Source organism: Rufibacter sediminis (genome assembly GCF_014269285.1).
Lineage (GTDB): Bacteria > Bacteroidota > Bacteroidia > Cytophagales > Hymenobacteraceae > Nibribacter > Nibribacter sediminis.
In genome coordinates, this window is record NZ_JACOAF010000011.1 from 113,226 (window position 1) to 128,063 (window position 14,838).

Sequence of the window (14,838 nt, forward strand, 5' to 3'; positions counted from 1 at the left end):
ACTTCTTGAGAGGAGAAGTTTTTTTTATTGGAATCAACGCAATCCAATAAAAGACATTTTTGTCTTTTATTATAAAATATTACTTCACGATTTACTAACAGCTTTAAATTTTACCACTATGCCAACTACAGAAACCATAGAAGTATTAGATGTTACCATGCTGGAACCTCGCATGAAACACCCCACTATTTTTGAGTGGTTTGATGCATTGAAAGGCGGTGAGGCCTTCATCATCCACAACGACCACGACCCGAAACCGCTGTATTACCAATTGCTGGGCGAGCGGGGCAACATCTTCAAATGGGAGTACCTGGAGCAGGGCCCCGAGGTTTGGGAAGTGAAAATTGCCAAACTGACACCCTCAGAGGAAGAAAGCATAGGCGAACTGGTGGCCAAAGATTTTCGGAAGGCCCAGGTTTTTAAAAAATACGGTATAGACTTCTGCTGCGGCGGCAAGAAATCGGTAGCCCAGGTGTGTGAGGAGAAGGGCCTTGACCCAGCGGTGGTAGAGCACGAGCTGAAGGCCTTGCCAGAGGCGTCGGCCGGGGTCCAAACGGATTTTGCGAGTTGGGATTTGTCTTTTTTAGCTGATTACATTGTCAACATCCACCACAAATACGTGCGCGAAGCTATTCCAGCGCTAAATGAGTACACTTCTAAAATTGCCCGCGTGCACGGAGCCAACCATCCTGAACTGCTGCAGGTGGCCAAACATTTCACCAACGTGGCCAACGAGCTGGAAAGCCACATGCCAAAAGAAGAGCGCGTGCTGTTTCCGTTCATTAAGCAACTGAACGAGGCCAAGCAGAATGGCGGAAAGCTGGACCGCCCGGGCTTCGGGAGCATCCAGAATCCTATTAACATGATGGAAATGGAGCATGAGGCCGCCGGCGGCGAATTGGAAGCCATCCGCGAACTTACAGACAACTTTACCCTACCCGCCGATGCCTGCGCTACCTATCAAGTTGCTTTCTCCAAGCTGCAGGAGTTTGAAGATGACCTGCACCGCCACATCCACCTGGAAAACAACATCCTGTTTCCCAAAGCTTTGGAGCTAGAGAAAGAGATTTTAAACTAAAGAAAAGGGCAGGCCCAACATGGGCCTGCCCACAATACCAATAATGGGATTATCCCACCAAACCCATGGAACAGGGAACCACTCCCTTAAAACGAGATAAGAATTTGGTCCCGCTATCCAGAGAGCACCATTTTGGGCTGCTGTTCTGCTGGAAACTCAGGCAAGGCCTCAAAAATAAAACCGACTTGAACGCCATGCAGGGCTACGTGAAGTATTTTTGGAACCAGATTCTTTTTCCGCATTGCCAGGAAGAGGAGTGGCTTTTGCAGCGGTTTTTAGTGCCCAATGATATTCTGCGGGTAAGAATAGAAGAAGAGCACCGCCACCTGCATTGGGTGGTGGATTCAATCTGCGACGGAAAGCGCCTGGTGCCGGAGCAATTCCAGACCCTGGAACAATACCTGGTGTCACATATCCGTTGGGAAGAACGCGAGCTGTTCCCGTACCTGCAAAAGGTAGTGCCCCAGGAAGACCTGGAAGAAGCCGGCAAACTCATGGAGCAGCACCACCAGACAGAAACCAAGGTCGATAATTTTACCCCTGAATTCTGGAAGGAGTAGGGGCAACCACAAGGGCTTGTCCCTAACGCTGCCATGGCTGTTTTTCGTCCTGTTTTCTTAAAACAGCTCGAAAACGCCGCCACCTCTTCCCTTCACTTAAGCCGCAAGCCAGCCATGGAAATTGCCCCCGCCACCAAAATCTCGGCCCTCATAAAAGCGAACCCGGCAGCCATTGAGGCCATTGCCGGCATCAACAAGCACTTTGAGAAACTGCGCAACCCCGTGCTGCGGAAAATTCTGGCGGCCCGCGTCACCATTGCCGATGCTGCCCGCTTGGGCGGCTGTGACGTGGATATGTTTTTTGAAAAACTCGCACCGCTGGGGTTTACGGTAAAGCAGCAGCAGGAAACCAAACCAGAACCGAAAGTCACATACGTAGTCCCTGTTTTTCCGCTGTTTTTGGAAAAACTTCCCCAAAACGCCTTTCTACACCTGGATGTACGCGAGGCTATTGCCTCGGGCCACGACCCGTTTCTGGAAATTATGCAGGCGGTTAACCAGGTAAGAGAAGACACCGTGCTGGTGCTCCTCAACACCTTTGAGCCTACGCCGCTCATCCAGATACTGCAGAAAAAAGGCTTTGCCTGCTTTTCCGAGGAAAAAGGCGAAGATTTAGTGTACACTTATTTTTGGCGGGAAAGCGAAAAAAGGCCGGAAAACGCTCCGGCCGGAACGGCTGTCCAACCTAGTGCGGCCTTTGAGCAACTGCTTCAGAAATACCAGGGCCGGTTACACCACCTGGACGTCCGCCAGTTGGAAATGCCCCAGCCCATGGTGGCCATTCTGGAAGAGTTGGAGAAGTTGCCGCCCGGCAAAGCGTTGCACGTAACCCACCGGCGGGTGCCCCAGTTCCTGCTTCCACAGTTGCAGGAAAGAGGCTTTGCCATCGCTATCCAAGAGCAAAATGCCGCCGAAGTACATTTACTCATTTACAAAGAAACCTGACCATGCCTGTCGCCAGCTTATCCAATTCGCCCAGTAAGTGGGTGGTGCTGCCGCATTATGGGTTTGCCGCCTGCTCGTTTCTGATCTTGAGCGTACTGCTCCTTTTCTCCACCGATGCCTTCAGCGGACATTACTTTCACCCCAAGCTCCTTACCCTCACCCACGTAGCTGTATTGGGTTGGGCCACCATGCTCATTTTCGGGGCGTTGTACCAATTGCTGCCCGTGGTGCTGGAGTGCAAATTGTACAGCGAGCGGTTGGCGTATTACACCTTCGGCTTACTCGCCGTGGGCACTGTTCTGCTGGCTTGGTCTTTCTGGTACTTCCAACTGGGGGCTGTGCTGCACGTGGCCGGTTGCTGTCTGTTTGTGTCGTTCCTGCTGTTTACCATCAACGTACTCCAGACGGCGCGCCAAGCCCCTAAGTGGACCATAGAAGCCGATTTTATAGCTACTTCGGCCATTTGGCTCTTATTGACTGGCTTTCTGGGCCTTTTGATGGCGGTGAATTTTACCAACCCGTTGCTGCCCCATGACCACCTGCAGTACCTTAAGCTGCACGCGCACATGGGCATGGTCGGTTGGTTTCTGCTGTTGGTAATTGGGGTAGGCGCTAAGCTTATTCCTATGTTCCTGTTGGCCCACCCCAAAGACACTTTTAAGCTAAACTGGGCCTACAACCTCATCAACGGTGGGCTCGTGCTTTTCCTTTTCGACGGGCTTTTCTTCCGTTCGCCGCTGGTGCCGCTGTATGCCGGCTTGGTGGTAGGTGGCGTGCTGCTTTTCCTGCTGTACCTGCACGATGCCAAAAGCCAGGCTCAGCGCAAAGATTTGGATTTGGGTATGCAACAGACGCTGGTGGCCCTGGGGTTGCTGGTGCTGCCTTTGGTGCTGGTATTTGTGGTGAGCGTGGACTTGGGTCTGCCGCCAGCGGTGCTGTCTTCGCTTTACCTGGTGTATGGCCTTTCGGTTTTTCTGGGCTTTGTCACCGCGCTTATTCTGGGGCAGACGTTCAAAACTTTACCTTTTATTGTTTGGATGCACGCCTACCAGCGCCACGTGGGCCGCTACAAAACCCCGCTGCCCAAAGACCTGTACCACCAGGGCCTGCTCCGCTGGCAGAACAGCAGTTACCTGTTGGGGTACGCCGTGTTAGTGGCGGGCATTCTGCTACGTGAACAGACGGTTATTTTAACTGGTAGTTTGATTTTTTGCCTGGCGGCGATTCTGTATACCGTTAATGTGTTTCGGATGCTCCTGCACAAAGTACATGATTTAAAACCTTTTACCTATGGAAACGCAAACGCCTGATACCGGACAACTTGTACTGGATACTTTGAAAAACATCATAGACCCTGAAATAGGCATAAACATTGTAGACCTGGGGCTTGTTTACCAAGTATCGCTTGACAAACAGGTGCTGGGAGTAGACCTTACCCTCACCACACCGGGCTGCCCCATGAGCGGGACTATTGAAACCGCTGTGGTGCAAATTCTGGAAAACAGGTTCCCCGAATACCAGGTGCAGGTGCAGTTGGTGTGGTCGCCCATGTGGACGACGGACATGATTACTGATGAAGGAAGGCGGCAACTGGACCGAATGTAGTAACTTTACCGCCTTTCAGGAATAGAGAAAGGAAAGGATAAAGAGCACAGATGCTGTCTAAAACCACAGAGTATGCCCTTCGGGCAATTGTTTACATTGCCATTCAGCAGGAGCACGGAGATAAAATAGGCATTAGAGAGCTAGCCAAGGAGCTGGAGTTGCCCAGCCCTTTTATGGGTAAGATTCTGCAGGACCTGGTGCGCAAAGGAGTGATAGCCTCGGCGAAGGGACCGAATGGTGGCTATTTCCTGCACCGGCCCGCTTCAGATATTACCATTCTGGAAATAGTGCGCACCATAGAAGGACTGGAAGCTTTTAAGAAATGCGGCATGGGCATGAAGCATTGTTCTGACACCCATCCCTGTCCCCTCCATTACGACCTCAAAGCCAACCGCGACCATCTGCTAAAAATTTTTAGTGCCAACACTATGCAGACATTGGTAGACGGCATTAATTCAGGGAGGTCTTATATAACCAACGTGCAGGAGGTCAGCTAAAATAGTATTGATTTCTATAGCTATTTTTTCAGAAAACTAAGGCTTGCTAGCAGAGGGGATCTGCTAAAATTTAACATTTTTTAACTAAGTTGTCAAACCTAAGCGAGATAGAAGACGCAGTAAAGCACCACGATGTAGGCTTGTGCGCACTAGGCGATGGGATTGTAGGTAAAGGAAGGGCATTGGGGAGCAAGGAACATGGTTGATACCATGAATAATGCAGGGCTTCAAAGGTTGAATTGCTTATTGACGCTAGGTTTGGGGAAAGCTATGAGTAGTAGAATTGAGGATTAAGTAGTGGTGCGCAAGGGAAAAGTGAACTTTATCGGAGGTCTTCTCCTGAAATAGGTTGACAGTTTGCAAACAAACTATCCCTATGGAAGACCACATTCGAGAACTACTCAGCCGTTATCAGTATAGCGATGAAGTCAAAGAGGCCGCAGCCTTTCGCGTACTTTTTGGCGGTGAAGATGCCAAGCAAATTATGCAGGAACTTGGCATTCACAGTGTCAAAACTGTTCATCATTGGGTGGCTGACTATCAGCAAAAGATTGAGCAAGGGCTTATATCTTTACCACCCATGAATGAGAAGCAAAAGCAAAACCCGGGATCCCTAAAGCAGCGAAACAAACAGCCGGGGAAAGCCCTGGAGGAGGCTAACCTCATGATCTTGGCCCTGCACACCATGATTGAGATGGCTGAGAAGGACCTGATGATCCCGATCCGAAAAAAGTCTGGTACCAGACGGTCTTGACCCTACAGCATAAGGGAACAGCAAAGGTAAGTGTCGGTAATCTCTGCCGATTGCTACAGTAAAAGCCGTCAAGCATTTCATCAGCGAAGGGTATTTCTGTATCAGCGTGCTGCCCAGGCTATGCTGGCATTGGACCAGGTCACTGCCATCAGAAGGGAGATTCCCGGCTTAGGGACCAAGAAGCTGTATCTTCTGCTGCGAGAGCCCCTGCAGAAAAGCGGCATTACAATGGGCAGGGACCGGCTGCATAAATTGTTCCGGGAACACCGTCTGCTCATCCGCCATAAAAGGTCTGTGCCCAAGACCACTCATTCTAACCATCTTCTAAGAAAGTATCCTAACCTAATTAAGCAGCTCCCTGTCTTGGAAACCGAGCAAGTCTGGGTATGTGATATGACCTACATCTATGTGGGCTTTGACTTTAACTACCCGTCTCTAATTACCGATGCCTATTCAAAGAAGATTGTAGGTTACTGCCTGCATCAGTTCCTGAGCACGGAAGGTTGCTTGAAAGCCTTGGAAATGGCACTTGCCACGCGCACTAAACAAGATTGCAGGCTTATTCATCATTCTGACCGGGGCGTGCAGTACTGCAGCTTTGAATATGTAAAGAGGCTAAGGGCAGCCGACATTGCGATTAGCATGACTGATAGTGGAGAGGCGTCCGAGAATCAAATTGCCGAACGGGTGAATGGTATCTTAAAGCATGAGTTTAGGCTTAACCAGGTGTTCAAAACACATATGGAGGCTCTGCTGGCTGTAGAAAAGGGTATCCGCAACTACAACACTCTTCGCCCTCACATGAGCTGTAGTTACTTAACCCCTTCACAGGCTCATCAGGTGGAAGAGCCTTTAGTGAAGGAGCGGAAGAGTAAGTCATCGGTCAGTGGAGCTGACGTTCTGTGAGCTAACAAGCTGTGGACTTGTGGTTACCGAATAAAAAGCGTCAAGCTAATATAGTACTCAGCTAGATATCAAAGAGCAAATCAATACATTTGACAAGCTATAGCAGTATTAATTTTCTAAATTTATTATCAACTCAAAATCGTCAACTTTTCTGTACAACTCTATTTTAAGTAGCTAAAAAAGAACCTTTTGAGAAGAGCTTTTCAAGTTCACTCTGATTTAGTTTAAGCGCATAGATACGTTTTTCCACCTGCCTTAACCTAGTCCTTCTGCTTTTTTCGTTGCTTACCTTTATCTCGTTTTTCTGGTACGGTTCTGCTTTGGTTACCATGTTCCAGATAATGACAGCTAGCTTTCTTGCTGTTGCCGTGATAGCAGCTATCCTTCCTTTCCTGAAGGCTATTCTCTTGAAAAAGGGGGTGAGTTCATGGTCCTTCTGGTTGCCAATTGAATTAGCAGCCTGACGAAGCGCTATTGCCAAAAATGATTTACCTGATGGTGTGCGGCTGCTGATAATGCGGCCGCCACTTATCTTATTGTTTGGAACCAAGCGCAGCCAGCTGGCAAAGCTCTTGGCGGTTGGGAACCTGTGCAGATCCCTTCCCATCGTCGTCAGCAAGCACAGAACAGTACCGTGGCTGATCCCGGAGATAGCAAGAAGGTCAGTCTTGAAGTACTGGTAGGCTATCCTGGGGATATTGAACTCAGGGGCATTTTTACTGCTCTTCTTTTTGCTTTGCCTCAAGGCCTTCTCTTCGGGTTCGGATATTGAAACCTGCGGCGCATGTTTCATCAGAGCACTCTCAATCGCCTGGTCACACTCCCTAAGGGCCTCCTCATAGAGCCTGTAGAAGTGCAGGCACGCCTTCAGTTCAAACAGCAGCTCTTCCCGCCAGGAGCCATGGAGCGCCTCGGCGATCTGCTGCTTGGACTTTTTCATCCTCACATCCACCAGCGAGGCAAGGTGCTGCGGATCCCGGTTCCCTGCCAGAATCGCCTCTATGATGGCCAGCCCTGACTTGCCGGTAATGTCACGGATGGCCACGTCCAGCCTGATGTTCATCAGCCGGAGTGCCTTTTGCATTTTGTGCGTGTACCTGGATATCTGCTCCACCAGATGCTGCCTATGGTAATAGTAGGTGCGTAGCTCCTGGAGCGTGTCGCTCAGCAGAAAGCTGCCCGACAATAGCCCAAGGGAGTGCAGTTTCTGAATCCACATACAGTCAAGCACATCCGTTTTGCGTCCCTGCACATTTTTTGTCTGGCTTCCCCCGACAAGCAGCACCTCAAACCCGGCTTTCTGAAGCGCGTTGAAAAGCGTTTGCCAGTAGGTCCCCGTGCTTTCCATGGCGACAGATCTGATTCCCGAGTCATGCAAGTGCTGAATAAGCTCCTCCTGGTCTTTGGTGCAAATCCCAAAGGAGCGGACATTCTCCCTGACTTGGTCTGTGGCAACGAAATAGCTGCGGGATCCCACGTCTATGCCGGCAGCGTGTGGGTTGACGATTTGAAGTGGCAGTGCTTTTCCCATGGCGTTTCTTTTTTATTTTGAGATAGTCTCAGGGAATGTATTTCATGATTAAGATTTTTTCTGTACGGGATTCTCCGAAGAGATCACCAGTTAATTCACCAAATGCCCCTGCATAGCAAAGGCCTATACATTCCAGCCCAGATTTCAGGAAGGACTTATTAAGTACCATTTAAGTAAGGGGCTTGTTTGCTGAAGCAAACTTAAGATAAGAGATATCTGTCTACTGAGGAACTTCAGTTGCCATGCTTATTTAACAGTGCTCGCTCTATCCTTTGATTTCAGGACGAGTCATTATCTTTCCGGGAACTGCAATCCATCTCAAATAACGGCCGTTTCTGTAAGACTTAAGGACTTTAGTTGTTTCGGTTCAAACTTTTGCCTCACTTTGCCATCTCATCAATCAAATATGCTTTTCAGTTATTGAGATGGGTAAATGATACACTAATGCTTGATTATACAAACCCTTGTGTTTAGGATGACTAACCAAATATGAGTTGAGATGAGTGCCTAAGGGAGGGTAGAGTCGAAAGGCTGATAAGGCAGTATCGATTCAATCTACATCGGAAAGAGAATCAAGAAAGGTTAGGCAGAATTCATTATTTAACATAATGTAATTTATAAGACATTAATAATAAGTTGATTCTCAATTACTTGCGTTAATTATTATGTTAACTAATTTTTGAGAATATATACATCTTGTAAGTTTAACCTGGTTAACTAATCAGAATTCTACCTCATCTTTCCTTTTGATGAAGTACCTTTCCAATTGTAAAACTAACCGATCTCCCGTCAGTGAATTGATCCATTCATTTATTTGCAGGGATACAAAACTCTTATAAACAGCGTATTGTGTAAAGCTGGGGACAAAAAAGCAACTTTCGATAATCCCTTCCAGTGGGTTTAGGGACAAAAAGGCAACATTCGCCTGGAGAAAGGTTGTTTTCCGTGCTTTCTTTGGAGATAAGGCTCCCAAAATAGGCCAATGACGGCTTTTTTCGCCTTTTTTTCCCTTTCCTTTAATAATTTATCTGATTTTAGGTACGCTAAAAGAGTAATAGATTATAGTTGTTAAATAGTAGATAAGTAGTACGACCTGTAACTAGTTGATTTATAATTTCTTATTCCTGTTTTTAGGGACAAAAAGGCAACATTTTAGGGACAAGAAAGCAACATTCGGGAGACGAAAAGGCAACATTGCGGGGGCAAAAAGGCAACATTCCGGCTCTTCTTATGGCTTTGGGGGACCAAAAGGCAACATTCCCTCCTGTAGGGTCGCCTTGGGGACCAAAAAGCAACACTTTATGGTACTAGCTGCCTAGGGGACAATTAGGCAACATATTATTTTACGGGGTGCCCGGGGACGAAAAGGCAACATTTGGGCTCTTACCCCTCCTCCAGGGGACAAAAAGGCAACATTCCTTCCTTTCCAAGTGCTTTGGGGGACAAAAAAGCAACATTCAACCGTTCCTGGTGGCGGATTCGCCGGAAAAGAGAAGGGTTGGGCAGGCTCTGGCCAGCTCTTAGACGATGGCCATAGCCTGCTTTCGAAGGGATTATCAGCACTGAGGGACAAAAAGGCAACTTTTCCAATTAGGAAACCCCGTTCTTTCCAGGGAAGGGAAAGGAAGCCTACTCGAGCATGATCGCTTCCGTCTCCACATCCTCGCTTTCGAAAAAGGCCGCTACCTCGTTCTGGAGGGCTTTCAGCACGTAATCGGCCACATGCTTCACCTTGGCCGTGTCGATGGCCCCAGTCAGCATGGCGGCTTTGGTGTGGAGCGGGTTGATGGTCTCCTCGTTGAGGATCGCGTACAGCGCCTTCAGATGGTGGTCCTTGAATTGGTGGTGCGTCTTGCACCAGTTGATCAGCTGGTCGCTTTTCGCATCGTAGATCTTCCGCTCCTGCTCGGTCATGATCTTGATGATCTTGAAGTTGAGGTGGGTGACCTCTTTCCCTTTTTTCTCCACCTCCGCCATTTCAAACCAGCAATCCGCCTTCTCAAACAGCTCGTCGTAGGCCGGCTTGATCACCCGCTTGTACAGGTCTTTGTACTCGGCATACCGGTCTCCGATGCCCAGCATTTTCCTAAAGTCCGCATACGGGATCCGCAGGCCCCCCTTCCGCTTCCAGCTGCTGATGAGGATGTAGATCCGGAACGTATACTTGTTGTTGGACTGGTTCACGATCTCGTACATGAACTTGGACCAGCCTGGTTTGGTGTCCAGGAGATACTTGGCGATGGGTTTCTCGATCTCGATGATGACTTCCCGGGAGTATTTCTCCTTCGGAATGTAGGCCGTGAACAGGCCCTTGACCACCCAGTACTCTTTGCCCGATTCCGGGTCCCGGGCATCCAGCTCCACGGGAATGGCGGCGATTTTGCGCATCGCCATCTTGAGTTCGTTGTATTTATCGGGGGTTACCCCGAATTTCTTGATGGGGATGGTCAGGCGGATGCTGTCGCCCTTGCTGCGCTGGAACAGGTTCAGTTGCTCTACCTCCTTGCCTTGGATCACCTCTTCCATGTGGCCCTGCAATTCCACCAGGATCGACAGGAAGACCCGGAGCTGCAGGACGGTGAAGTCATACCCCATCTTGGTGACCTTGTTGGGCTGCTTGATCCAGGTCATGGTATCCGGCAGTTTCACCACCCCCGTCCTTTTGTTGCCCTTGCCTTTCTTATCAACTGTTGACATATGCCGTGCCCTTTGTGTTGGTGGTAGACTTTTCCCAGCCCTTGATTTCGATTCCCTCCAGCCGGAGGTATTTGTAGATGGTGGCGGTGCTGCGGATCTGCAGCGCCTCCTGGATCTCCGTGATGGTGCTGCCCGCCTTGTAAAGCTTGGACGCGCTGGAGGCCTTCCGTTTGGCCTTCTCTGACAAGCCGGGGGTGCGCCCCCCCTTTCTTCCCCGGGCCCGGGCCGAGGCGAGGCCTGGGGAGGTGTCCTCCTTGATCCAGTCAGCCTGCAGCTCGGCCAGGGAGGCGAACATGCGGAAGATGAAGCGACCCATGCTGGAGCTGGTGTCGATGGCGTCCGTCAGGCTCACCAGGTCAATGCCCCTTTCCTCCAGCTCCCCCATCAGCTTGATGAGGTGGTTGAAGTTCCTCCCCAAACGGTTGAGTTTGTAGATGACCAACTGGTCCCCTTTCCTCAGCACTTTCAGCAGCTGGGTCAGCTCGGGCCGGTCTGCCTTGCGCCCGGTGACCTTCTCCTGGAAGATCTGCTCACAGCCGTATTTCTCCAGGGCATCTACCTGCCGGTCCAACTTTTGGTCTACCGTGGAGACGCGTGCGTACCCTATCTTTGCCATTTTTCAAGAAACTCAATAAAGTCCCAATATATGAAATTTGTTTAAACAAAAGGCAATCCTGAAAGGAAAAACCGGGGTTTGCGGTGGGGTCAGGGGAAGAACCGGATTTTCATTTATACGATCGTTTAAATGAAAACAGAAAAGGCTTGAAAGAAGGAAAGGGAAAGAATCTCCTTGGTATCCGACACCAGCCAAGCCTATGCCGTTTTGCCTAAGGAGGGCCAGGAAAGGTGGCATAGGCCAACTGATCCCCTACCTTTCCATGTACTGCTGCCAGTTGACGATGAGTACCTTCTCCTCCTCCAGCAGCAGGTAGCCGTAGTCGTAGCAGAAGTGGTAGGTATTTCCCTTCTGGGTGCGGTAGAGATGGGTAAAGTAGCGGAAATCGAAGCCCGCCTGCAGCAGCACCTCTCGCCGGAGGGTGGTCTTCCCCTCCGGGCTCAATCGCTCCAGTATCTGCCGGTTCCGCCGGAGCGTATTGTTCACCTCCCGCATCAGGCGCTCTGCCTGGTCCTCCAGCTTCCTCCTGTTCCCGGACCTTGCGCGACACTGGTCAGAGCAGAACCGCTTGTCCGCCCTGCCCGCAATAGGCTCCCCGCAATGGCCGCATTGTTTGCCGATTTCACCCATAGCTGTGTATTATTCGGTTATATCCGCTTATATCCGAATTATCCGGATACATACGGACATATACGGATAGTTTACGGCTAAGTCTTCCAAAGGCACTACCTTGGGTTTTTCAGCCAAATAACTATGTACCAGCCTACTGCCTCCGCTCCTGTCCTGTACCTCAACCCCCTGGAACACGGGGGCAAGGAGTTCATCCGGATCTGGCACAAGCCCGACCCGCGCCTCACGAGGAGGCTTAAGGAGAGCGGAGCGGCCAAATACAGCAAGACCTACAAGTGCTTCGTGGCGCACAGGACCCCGCAGGCAATCGAGCGGCTGCACCATGCTTTCCAGGGGATCGCCCTGGTGGACACCCGCTACCTGAACCGACCCAGGCGGCTCAGGCCGGACCTGGGGGCTGTGGTGAGAGGCGAAAACCGGCAATCTGAGCCGCTGGGAAAGCTGCCGGACCTGCCGGTGGTGCGCCTCCAGCCCATGCTGCACCAAGGGAGAGAGGTGCTGCAGGTAAGTTTTGCCTATGACGCCAGTGTATACAGGAAACTAAAGGAAGGTGGTTTCTGCAAGTGGCTGGCAGAGGAGAGGTGCTTTTCCCTGGGGACAGGCTCGGGGGAGATGCACCGGCTCCTAGACTGCCTGGAGGGGACAGCGCAGGTCTGGCTGGCGGGGACGGTGAAGGTGCGGGACATGGCCGTGCTGCGGAGGCTCTGGGAGCAGACCTATGGCAAGCAGGTAGGCTATATTGCTTGCCCGCTGCCTTACCTAGAGAAGCTCCAGCTGCTCAACTACTCTATGAGCACCATCCGTACCTACCACTCCCTGCTGGTGCGCTTCTCTAACGCTCACCGAGAGCAGGGACTAGAGTCAATCAACGACTTTGCGGCAGAGGAGGTAAACCGCTACCATAGGCAGATGGTGCAGAGCCAGGCGTACTCCTTCTCCCTCGTCAACCAGAGCATTAACGCGGTGAAGTTCTACTTCGTGCGTGTGCTGGGCAGGCATGGGCTGGACCTGACGCAGGTGGAGCGGCCCCAGAAGGCCGAAAGGCTGCCCACGGTGCTGAGCAAGGCGGAGGTGGCCAGGATACTCTCGGCCACCCAGAACCTGAAGCACCGCTGCCTTCTGCAGCTACTCTACGCGGGTGGGCTGCGTATCGGCGAGGTCATCAACCTGAAGGTTTCGGACGTGCAGTCGGACAGGAACCTGCTGCTGATAAGGGGCGGCAAGGGAAAGAAGGACCGTACCACGCTGCTCTCCAAAAGGCTGCTGGAGAGCCTGAGGACCTACTACCGGGAGTACCGGCCGAAGGTGTGGCTCTTCGAGGGGCAGCAGGGCGGGCAGTACACGGCAGAGAGCATCCGCAGCGTGTTCAACGCGTGCCTGCAGAGGTCCGGGGTGGAAAGAAAGGTGACGCCCCACTCGCTGCGGCACTCCTTCGCCACGCATCTCTTAGAGCAGGGAACCAACCTGCGCTACATCCAGACACTGCTGGGCCACCGTTCAAGCAAGACCACCGAAATCTACACCCACATCACCAGCCACGGGCTGGAGGGCATTGTGAGTCCGCTTGACAATCTTTGAAAAACAACTATATTGTGGGTATGGAATCAGGGAATACGAAGTACGGGCATCTGGTGCAAAACGGCTGTAGAAACTGTTAACCGGACTCCAACCAAAGTGCCAATAACCGTAGGTGTTCCTTTTATCCAATAGTTGGCAGAAATATAAATTAAAAATATAAATGGAAACTAAAGATTATTACTATTTAAAAGAAGAAGAACAAGTTGGCCCTGTTAAGTTGACTGACTTAAAGATTGCTGAACTTACTCCGAATGACTTTATTTGGTTTGAAGATTTAGATGGATGGATGAAAATTAAGGATATTCCTGAATTAAGTATCCTTTTTAAACCTAAAACGCCACCACCTCCTCCGAAAGTAGAAAATTTGAATAAAACTGAAATCAGCGGAGAAATACTAGTAAAAAAAGAAAAGATAAAAAATGAAACTATTGAAGCTATCAAGCCAACCAATAAAGCCTTACATACCTTCTTGATTTGGGCAGGTATTCATTTTTTTGCCTTGATAACTTCTTACAGCGAAGTTGATATATTTAATGTGTCTAAACCAAGAACAGATAAGTTTTGGCCTTTCGTTGAATATATTGAAAAAGAGAAATACTGGGAGTGGACATCGACGCCTCCTCCAGGACAAATTGCTGTAGGAGGCTATGGGGAATGGAGAGAAGAAACAGATTTTAATGGCATATTCTATAACTATGATTGGTCTGAATTTTTGGTTTTTGTAGGCGGAGCTTTATTCTTTTACTTACTATCAAAATTATCAGATAAAAATGATAAAAATACTTCTGCCAACATTGTATAAAAATCATGCTACGGCCGACGGCCTTACACGTTTTTTATACTAACCGTTAGCTCCAATTGTAAATTATAAGATAAATGGGTAGAAAGTGGGTACTTGTTTTTCTAGTTTCAGCTAGTCTCATATTTGCCTATGTGATAGCGGACCAATGGATAACACTAAAAGAATTCCCCGAAATCGTCTTAAACTATTCTAAGTACAAGAACAGTATCACAGCGAAATTCGAAAATTCACTAGAAAAATTCATCGGACAATGTGTCTTTTATCTTTTAGGCATTTCAATCTTAATCAGCGCGATTGCCTCTTATATTAGAAGAAAAGAACTTACCAGAACAATGGTAAGATGTTGCGTTTTATATTTCTTAGTCTTTGTCGCTCTTGAGTTGCCTCTGTACGGCTGGGATATTGGCTGGGAAACAGTTCACGGACACTCTTTCTGGCAAGGCTTTCACATTCATTGAGAACATTCAAAATATATCAAAAATAAAAACAACTGGAGCTAACACTGTGTTCTATGGTAAAAGCAACAAAAAGCGCATAATTTTTCCAAGAACCCCTTCCAATCCACCCACTTAACTCTGCAGGCACACGTAGGGCATGTTCCGCTCGATGACGGCGAACATGCGGCTGACGATCTTGTTC

At 49.5% G+C, this 14,838-nt stretch carries 14 protein-coding genes; 10 read left to right on the forward strand and 4 right to left on the reverse strand.

What is annotated here, in order from left to right:
• The first annotated feature begins 118 nt into the window (after positions 1–118).
• The 8 genes from ric (at position 119) to H7U12_RS05030 (ending at position 6,345) form a co-directional block, all read left to right on the forward strand.
• On the forward strand, positions 119–1,078 hold the full coding sequence (gene ric, locus H7U12_RS04995; protein WP_186633868.1) for an iron-sulfur cluster repair di-iron protein: 960 nt from the start codon (positions 119–121) through the stop codon (positions 1,076–1,078).
• A 65-nt stretch (positions 1,079–1,143) separates the two neighbouring features.
• Positions 1,144–1,638, forward strand: coding sequence for a hemerythrin domain-containing protein (locus H7U12_RS05000; RefSeq protein ID WP_186633871.1), 495 nt, complete (start codon positions 1,144–1,146; stop codon positions 1,636–1,638).
• Between the two features lie 114 nt (positions 1,639–1,752).
• Positions 1,753–2,583 carry a DUF2249 domain-containing protein gene (locus tag H7U12_RS05005; protein WP_186633874.1) on the forward strand — a complete coding sequence of 277 codons (831 nt, stop codon included), beginning with the start codon at positions 1,753–1,755 and terminating at the stop codon, positions 2,581–2,583.
• Between the two features lie 2 nt (positions 2,584–2,585).
• A complete protein-coding gene (locus H7U12_RS05010; protein ID WP_186633877.1) occupies positions 2,586–3,893 on the forward strand; it encodes a cbb3-type cytochrome c oxidase subunit I in 1,308 nt (435 codons plus the stop codon).
• Positions 3,874–4,188, forward strand: a complete 315-nt coding sequence (locus H7U12_RS05015) for a metal-sulfur cluster assembly factor (protein WP_186633880.1) — start codon at positions 3,874–3,876, stop codon at positions 4,186–4,188. The genes H7U12_RS05010 and H7U12_RS05015 overlap by 20 nt, the downstream gene beginning before the upstream one ends.
• A 50-nt stretch (positions 4,189–4,238) precedes the next feature.
• Positions 4,239–4,685, forward strand: a complete 447-nt coding sequence (locus H7U12_RS05020; protein ID WP_186633883.1) for an RrF2 family transcriptional regulator — start codon at positions 4,239–4,241, stop codon at positions 4,683–4,685.
• Positions 4,686–5,061: 376 nt separating this feature from the next.
• Positions 5,062–5,439, forward strand: coding sequence for a hypothetical protein (locus H7U12_RS05025; protein ID WP_186633886.1), 378 nt, complete (start codon positions 5,062–5,064; stop codon positions 5,437–5,439).
• Positions 5,440–5,469: 30 nt separating this feature from the next.
• A complete protein-coding gene (locus H7U12_RS05030) occupies positions 5,470–6,345 on the forward strand; it encodes an IS3 family transposase (protein ID WP_186633890.1) in 876 nt (291 codons plus the stop codon).
• A gap of 166 nt (positions 6,346–6,511) precedes the next feature.
• On the opposite strand, the gene H7U12_RS05035 is transcribed toward H7U12_RS05030, so the two are convergent.
• The 4 genes from H7U12_RS05035 to H7U12_RS22570 form a co-directional block, all read right to left on the reverse strand.
• Complete coding sequence (locus H7U12_RS05035; RefSeq protein ID WP_186633893.1) at positions 6,512–7,876, reverse strand: IS110 family RNA-guided transposase; 1,365 nt, start codon at positions 7,874–7,876, stop codon at positions 6,512–6,514.
• A gap of 1,629 nt (positions 7,877–9,505) precedes the next feature.
• Complete coding sequence (locus tag H7U12_RS05040; RefSeq protein ID WP_186633896.1) at positions 9,506–10,573, reverse strand: replication initiation protein; 1,068 nt, start codon at positions 10,571–10,573, stop codon at positions 9,506–9,508.
• A complete protein-coding gene (locus H7U12_RS05045; protein WP_181308277.1) occupies positions 10,560–11,189 on the reverse strand; it encodes a recombinase family protein in 630 nt (209 codons plus the stop codon). Before H7U12_RS05045 ends, H7U12_RS05040 begins: the two co-directional genes overlap by 14 nt.
• Positions 11,190–11,441: 252 nt before the next feature.
• Positions 11,442–11,675, reverse strand: a complete 234-nt coding sequence (locus H7U12_RS22570; RefSeq protein WP_241749137.1) for a hypothetical protein — start codon at positions 11,673–11,675, stop codon at positions 11,442–11,444.
• Between the two features lie 426 nt (positions 11,676–12,101).
• On the opposite strand from H7U12_RS22570, the gene H7U12_RS05055 reads away from it, so the two are divergent.
• Positions 12,102–13,397, forward strand: coding sequence for a tyrosine-type recombinase/integrase (locus H7U12_RS05055; protein WP_255897511.1), 1,296 nt, complete (start codon positions 12,102–12,104; stop codon positions 13,395–13,397).
• A 160-nt stretch (positions 13,398–13,557) separates the two neighbouring features.
• Entirely contained in the window at positions 13,558–14,199 is a 642-nt protein-coding gene (locus H7U12_RS05060; protein ID WP_186633902.1) for a DUF4339 domain-containing protein, read from the forward strand.
• Positions 14,200–14,838 lie beyond the last annotated feature (639 nt).

Excerpts from the sequence above, each read along its gene's own strand:
- ric (WP_186633868.1), top strand. The coding sequence starts at position 119 with ATGCCAACTACAGAAACCATAGAAGTATTAGATGTTACCATGCTGGAA.
- H7U12_RS05000 (WP_186633871.1), top strand. The coding sequence starts at position 1,144 with ATGGAACAGGGAACCACTCCCTTAAAACGAGATAAGAATTTGGTCCCG.
- H7U12_RS05005 (WP_186633874.1), top strand. The coding sequence starts at position 1,753 with ATGGAAATTGCCCCCGCCACCAAAATCTCGGCCCTCATAAAAGCGAAC.
- H7U12_RS05010 (WP_186633877.1), top strand. The coding sequence starts at position 2,586 with ATGCCTGTCGCCAGCTTATCCAATTCGCCCAGTAAGTGGGTGGTGCTG.
- H7U12_RS05015 (WP_186633880.1), top strand. The coding sequence starts at position 3,874 with ATGGAAACGCAAACGCCTGATACCGGACAACTTGTACTGGATACTTTG.
- H7U12_RS05020 (WP_186633883.1), top strand. The coding sequence starts at position 4,239 with ATGCTGTCTAAAACCACAGAGTATGCCCTTCGGGCAATTGTTTACATT.
- H7U12_RS05025 (WP_186633886.1), top strand. The coding sequence starts at position 5,062 with ATGGAAGACCACATTCGAGAACTACTCAGCCGTTATCAGTATAGCGAT.
- H7U12_RS05035 (WP_186633893.1), bottom strand. The coding sequence starts at position 7,876 with ATGGGAAAAGCACTGCCACTTCAAATCGTCAACCCACACGCTGCCGGC.
- H7U12_RS05040 (WP_186633896.1), bottom strand. The coding sequence starts at position 10,573 with ATGTCAACAGTTGATAAGAAAGGCAAGGGCAACAAAAGGACGGGGGTG.
- H7U12_RS05045 (WP_181308277.1), bottom strand. The coding sequence starts at position 11,189 with ATGGCAAAGATAGGGTACGCACGCGTCTCCACGGTAGACCAAAAGTTG.
- H7U12_RS05060 (WP_186633902.1), top strand. The coding sequence starts at position 13,558 with ATGGAAACTAAAGATTATTACTATTTAAAAGAAGAAGAACAAGTTGGC.